Genomic DNA, 5,353 nt, shown 5'->3' on the forward strand with positions numbered 1-5,353 from the left:
CTGGCAAGTCTTGCGTGGCAATCGCATAGTCCACCTGCCCCAGCGCTTGCTGACGGGACATCTCGCCCTGGGCTGCCTGAAATTGGGTCAGCACGCCTTGCATTTGGGCCATGGCCGCAATGAGCTGGCCGGTTTCGTCGGTACGGTCGGTGGTGACGGTTTTGTCAAGGCGGCCGTCGGCAATGTCGCGGGCCAGGTCAACCGCCTGCTTCAGGGGCCGGGTGATGCCGTTGACCAACACCCTGCCAAACAGCAGCGCAAACAGCACGCCGCCCAGCATCGATACCAGGCTTGCCATGCGGATGGTCTGGTAGCTGGCCAGGTCTTGCTCGTAGCGGATTTTGGCGCTGTTGAGCTGGTGCTTGAACAGCGCGTCGATACCTGCCCCCACCGGGGCATACAAGGGACGAATTTTTTCAACCACCAGTCGGTTGGCTTCTTTGATGTCGCCGGCTTGCAGTGCCTTGAGTGTCGTCAACAAACCCTCTTGCACAAAGGTTTTGCGGCGGGTGGCAAATTCCGCAGCCAGCGTGGCCTCGGCCGGGTCAAGTTGTGTGCTGCTGTAGGTCTGCCATACGGCGGTGATGGCGGCGATGTTTTCTTCAAGCGTTTGGGTGGTGGCGGCGATGGTGGGCGCGTCTGGGGTGATCAGCGCCACCGCAATGGCCAGCCGATTGGCCAGCAGGTGTTTCTGAATTTCGGCAATCTGACCGGTGGACACCAGGCTTTCTTCGTAGATGCCACGCGCTGATTCGTTGGCTTTGCCAATGCCCCACAAACCCAGGGCACCTATGGCAATCAGCAGTGCTGACAGCAGCCCGATGAGAACGGTCAGCCGAGCCCCGATTTTCATATTTTTCATACTTTTCCCGCTGTGTTATCGGGTGCGTGTCAGGTAGCGCCATGACTGGCCAGCCGTTGCACGTCGGCAATGTGGATGTCGCGTTTGTCGATTTGAATCAACTGGATGGATTCCAGCTCGTGCAGCACGCGTGAAAAATACTCGGGGGTCAGCGACAGGCGCGAGGCAATGGTGGCTTTGCTGGCGGGCAACGTGACCGTAAAAGTGCCAACGGCCTGCGCATTCGTGTCCACGTCGCGCAGCAGAAAGCCAATCAGCCGCTGCATGCCGTTGTGCAACGCGTAGCTCTGCACATCCTGAATCAAGCCGTGCAGACGCCTTGAAATGCCCGCCAGCATGTGCATGGCAAAGCGCGGATCTTGCGCGACCTCCAAAAAAACACCCTGTTTGCTGACAACAACCAGCACCACATCGGTCAGCGTGCGGGCGTTCAGAATGCAGGGTTTATCCAAAAACATCATCCCCTCACCAAAGCTTTGGCCAGCGCAGGCAATCTCGACAACCTTTTCATGCCCGGCGGCTGATGAGACAAATAGCTTGACCTCACCATCGACGACGATGTGAAACGCATCGCAGGGCTCACCGGTGCGAAAGATCATGTCGCCTTTGGGAAACCGTTTGATCTGGCAGGCGCTGGCCATGCGCTGGAGTTCGTCTGCCGACATGGCGCTGAAAAACGCACTGCGCGCCAGAAACCGGGGCATGTCAAAGGTGTCGAGGGGAATCATGGCTGAACTTTTGGCTATTGCAAGGCCATCGCGTTGCCTTGCAGGTCAAAGGCAATCATGTTGGCCAGTGCGCCGCCCTTGATGGCGGCCACCATGCGCTCCAGCGCTTTGGCGGCGGCCGCGCTGGCGGTTACCTCATCGGGGTGGTCGGACTGGGTTGAGACAAACACCGCTTGCCACTGCACGTTGAACTGGTCGGATTCGCGCTTCAGGCGGGCAAAGCTGCCCACCTCTTCGGGGGTTTTATCGACACACAGGCAAGGCACCAGGGCACCGCCGACACCCGCTTCAAACTGGCGGCGCTGGGCTGGCGTGCTGTCGGCGGGCAGCTCGGCGCTGGCAAACACCAGCAGCAGGCGCTGCGGCAGGCTTTGCTGTTGCGCTGCGTGCAGCAAGTCGTCAAAGTTGGCAATGTTCATGGGGCGGGCCTCATTGCAGCAGGGCTGAATCGGCCGCGTCCAGGTCAACGCCTTCAACAGTGGCGGACCCGGCCAGCAGGCTCAGGTATTGCCGCAGCGCCGTGACGTAAGCTTTTTGCTGCAAGGCCATGGCAACCGCGCCGCGTACCGCCGCAAACGGCTGCTGTTTGCCGGCCTCGCGCGCCAGCACCTCGACCACATGCAGGCCAAAGCGGCTGTGGACCAGGCGCGGCAGCACGCCTACCTCTTTGTTGCCAAACAGCTCTTTGGCAAATTCGGGCGCGCAGTCAGAGGCCGTCAGCCAGCCCAGCTGGCCACCTTCGGCACCGCTGGGGCAGTTGGACAGGGTTTTGGCATCGTGGGCAAACATGTCGTTGGCATTTTTGCCGTCATGGCAGCGCACGTTGAGCAGGCTGGCCTCAGCCCGCTGGCGCAGCAGGCTGACATCGACCCCTTGCGTGACAGCAAACAAAATATGCCGCACATTGACCCGCTCGCCGGTGGCGTAGCTGGCCTGGTGGGCGGTGTAGTGGCGCTGGCAGGCGTCTTCGGACGGCACTGGAATTTGCAGCTCAAGCTCCAGCAGTGCCTCAATGGCCCCGCTGGCGGCAGCGCTTTGCACGCCATCGGCATCTGGCTGGTCATCCGGGGTCAGCAGTGCGCGTGCCACGGCGGCCTGGCGCAGCAGCTCGGCGCAGGCGCGTTGGCGCAATTCGTCAGCGCTCAACACCGCGTCGGCAGTGTGCAGGGCAATGCCATTGATGCTGGCAACGCCTTTTTCAAGGGTGGAGGTGTGCATGGTGGTTTCCTTAAACCCGTGCATCTGCGCGCGGTGGCAGGGTTTGGCCAGCGGGCACATTCAGGCGCCGGGCACGTACCACTTGATACGGGCGCATCAGGTAGGCGACAGACCCAAAACCACTCCAGACATGCACTAGCCGGGTGAACGGGAAGATAAAGAAGATGGTCATGCCCAGAAACATGTGTGCCTTGAAGATGAAACCTGCCTCTGCCAGCAGCTCAACCGCCCCCGGCTGAAAGGTGACGATGGCTTGCGCCCAGCCCGCCAGCTTCATCATCATGCTGCCGTCCAGATGTTGGCCCGACAGCGGCACGGTGGCCAGACCCAACGCCAGCTGCAACCACAGCAGCACCAGCAGCACGATGTCGCTGGTTTTGGAGTTGATGCGAATACGCGGCTCGGTCAGGCGGCGGTGCAGCAGCAGCGTGACACCGATGAAACCCGCCAAACCGGCCAGCCCGCCGCTGACCATCGCCATCAGTTGCTTGTTGCCAGCACTGATGAAGTGTTCATAAACAAAGTGCGGTGTCAGCATGCCCACCGAGTGGCCAAAGAACAAAAACAGCACGCCCACGTGAAACAGGTTGCTGCCCCAGCGCAATTGGCCCATTTTGAGCATTTGCGACGAGTCGCTTTTCCAGGTGTACTGGTCGCGATCAAAACGCAGCAAGCTGCCTGCCAAAAAGACGGTCAGGGCGATGTACGGGTACACGCCAAACAGGAAATTGTTAATGATGTTCATGGTGTGACTCCTACAGTGCGGCAGCCTTCGGGCTGGTTTTGGCCGCGTCGGGTTTGACAAAGTGAATGGGTTGCGCCTGACCGGGCTTGGTTTGCCCCTTGACCGAGCAGCCGTCAAACACCACCGGTTCTTCCCAGCAGGCATCCAGCGGCTCGTCGGGCACCACCTTGACCGGTTGCGCTTTTTCGCCGCTGAGTTCCAGCAACGCGCCCAGCACGCTGGCGTAGGCACTGTTGCGCTGCTGCAAGGCAGCAAAGATGGCGTTGAAGATGTGCGCCATTTCGCTCAAAAAGGCCCGTGCCTCAGCGGGCGGCTGGGTCGAGACGAATTCCAGCACCACCGGCAGGTAGTCGGGCATTTCGTCCGGGCCCAAAAACAAGCCAGCCTTTTCATAAGTTTGCGCCAGGTCGATCATGGCCGGGCCCCGGTCGCGCGAGTCGCCATGCACATGCTCGAACAGGTGCAGCGAGGTGGCGCGGCCCCGGTCAAAGACCTCCACGTACTCGGCCTCGTTTTCCAGCGCGTTGCCAGACTCCAGGGTGCTCATCAGCGCGCCAAGCTCGGCCAGTCGCGCGGTGGGCAGGGCGCGCTCGGCCACCAAAGCCTGGCGCATGTCATTTAGAGCGCCGCGCAGTTGGGCGTCCGGGTAGGCCAGCAGCCGGGCCAGTACCCGCAGGCTGCGTGAGGCACCGGTGATATTGGATGAAAAAAGTGCCATGGCTCAAACCTCGGCCTTGATTGGGATGGTGCGCTTCTTGGTGCCGCCAAACAGGCTGGCCTCGCTGGCCCCGTCCGAGCAGCCGTTGCCAAAACTGAAACCGCAGCCGCCACGCACATCGAAGGTGTTTTCGGCGTATTCGCGGTGCGTGCTGGGGATGACAAAGCGGTCTTCGTAATTGGCGATCGCCATCACTTGGTACATCTCTTCGACCTCTGCCGGGCTCATCTGCACCTGCTGCAAGGCGGCCAGATTGGGCTTGCCATCGACGTGTTTTCCGCGCTGGTAGGCACGCATCGCCAACATCCGCTCCAAGGCCCGCTCCACGGGATAGGTGTCACCGGCGGTGAGCAAATTGGCCAGGTACTTGACCGGAATGCGCAGTTGCTTTACATCGGGAATTTCGCCGTTGATGCCAATGTTGCCAGCGTTGGCGGCAGCGCTGATGGGCGACAGCGGTGGCACATACCAGACCATCGGCAGCGTGCGGTACTCGGGGTGCAAGGGCAGGGCGACTTTCCAGTCCACCGCCATTTTGTACACCGGGCTCTTGCGGGCGGCTTCCATCCACTTGTCGGGAATGCCGTCAAGGCGCGCTTGTTCAATCACCTTCGGGTCATTCGGGTCCAAAAAGATGTCAAGCTGCGCCTGGTACAGGTCGCGGTCATGTTCCACGCTGGCGGCTTGCTGAATGCGGTCTGCGTCATACAGCAACACGCCCAGGTAACGGATGCGGCCCACGCAGGTTTCCGAACACACGGTGGGTTGACCCGATTCAATGCGCGGGTAGCAGAAGATGCATTTTTCAGCCTTGCCGCTTTTCCAGTTGTAATAAATCTTCTTGTACGGGCAGCCGCTGATGCACATGCGCCAGCCCCGGCATTTGTCCTGGTCAATCAGCACAATGCCGTCTTCCTCGCGCTTGTAGATCGAGCCACTTGGGCACGAGGCCACGCACGCCGGGTTCAGGCAGTGCTCGCACAGGCGCGGCAGGTACATCATGAAGGTGTTCTCGAACTGGCCGTAGATGTCCTTCTGGATGTCGTCGAAGTTCTTGTCCTTGCTGCGCTTGGAGAACTCGC

Annotated in this window: 7 protein-coding genes; all 7 read right to left on the reverse strand. The window is 60.7% G+C overall.

All coding sequences use genetic code 11. The annotated features are described in order from the left end of the window. Window positions 1-862, reverse strand: an 862-nt coding sequence (locus KBF66_RS18710; protein WP_296661129.1) for a Tar ligand binding domain-containing protein, incomplete at its 3' end; no start/stop codon positions are given. A gap of 29 nt (window positions 863-891) precedes the next feature. Continuing rightward, on the reverse strand, window positions 892-1,590 hold the full coding sequence (locus KBF66_RS18715) for a Crp/Fnr family transcriptional regulator (RefSeq protein WP_296661131.1): 699 nt from the start codon (window positions 1,588-1,590) through the stop codon (window positions 892-894). Window positions 1,591-1,604: 14 nt separating this feature from the next. Next, a complete protein-coding gene (locus KBF66_RS18720) occupies window positions 1,605-2,009 on the reverse strand; it encodes a ribonucleotide reductase subunit alpha (RefSeq protein ID WP_296661133.1) in 405 nt (134 codons plus the stop codon). Window positions 2,010-2,019: 10 nt separating this feature from the next. Next, entirely contained in the window at window positions 2,020-2,808 is a 789-nt protein-coding gene (locus KBF66_RS18725) for a peptidylprolyl isomerase (RefSeq protein ID WP_296661135.1), read from the reverse strand. A gap of 10 nt (window positions 2,809-2,818) precedes the next feature. Then, window positions 2,819-3,553: a respiratory nitrate reductase subunit gamma gene (narI, locus tag KBF66_RS18730; protein WP_296661138.1), complete on the reverse strand. Its 735-nt coding sequence runs from the start codon at window positions 3,551-3,553 to the stop codon at window positions 2,819-2,821. Between the two features lie 10 nt (window positions 3,554-3,563). Beyond that, the gene (narJ, locus tag KBF66_RS18735) at window positions 3,564-4,271 is read right to left on the reverse strand and encodes a nitrate reductase molybdenum cofactor assembly chaperone (protein WP_296661140.1); all 708 of its coding nucleotides are present in this window, start codon (window positions 4,269-4,271) and stop codon (window positions 3,564-3,566) included. Window positions 4,272-4,274: 3 nt separating this feature from the next. Continuing rightward, window positions 4,275-5,353 (reverse strand): nitrate reductase subunit beta (narH, locus tag KBF66_RS18740; protein WP_296661142.1); only part of this gene is annotated, 1,079 nt, incomplete at its 5' end.

Source organism: Rhodoferax sp. (assembly GCF_018063565.1).
Taxonomy (GTDB): Bacteria; Pseudomonadota; Gammaproteobacteria; order Burkholderiales; family Burkholderiaceae_C; genus Rhodoferax.

What these genes read in the sequence shown, in the direction of transcription:
- KBF66_RS18720 (WP_296661133.1), bottom strand. Translation starts at nt 2,009, where the DNA reads ATGAACATTGCCAACTTTGACGACTTGCTGCACGCAGCGCAACAGCAA.
- narJ (WP_296661140.1), bottom strand. Translation starts at nt 4,271, where the DNA reads ATGGCACTTTTTTCATCCAATATCACCGGTGCCTCACGCAGCCTGCGG.
- narI (WP_296661138.1), bottom strand. Translation starts at nt 3,553, where the DNA reads ATGAACATCATTAACAATTTCCTGTTTGGCGTGTACCCGTACATCGCC.
- KBF66_RS18715 (WP_296661131.1), bottom strand. Translation starts at nt 1,590, where the DNA reads ATGATTCCCCTCGACACCTTTGACATGCCCCGGTTTCTGGCGCGCAGT.
- KBF66_RS18725 (WP_296661135.1), bottom strand. Translation starts at nt 2,808, where the DNA reads ATGCACACCTCCACCCTTGAAAAAGGCGTTGCCAGCATCAATGGCATT.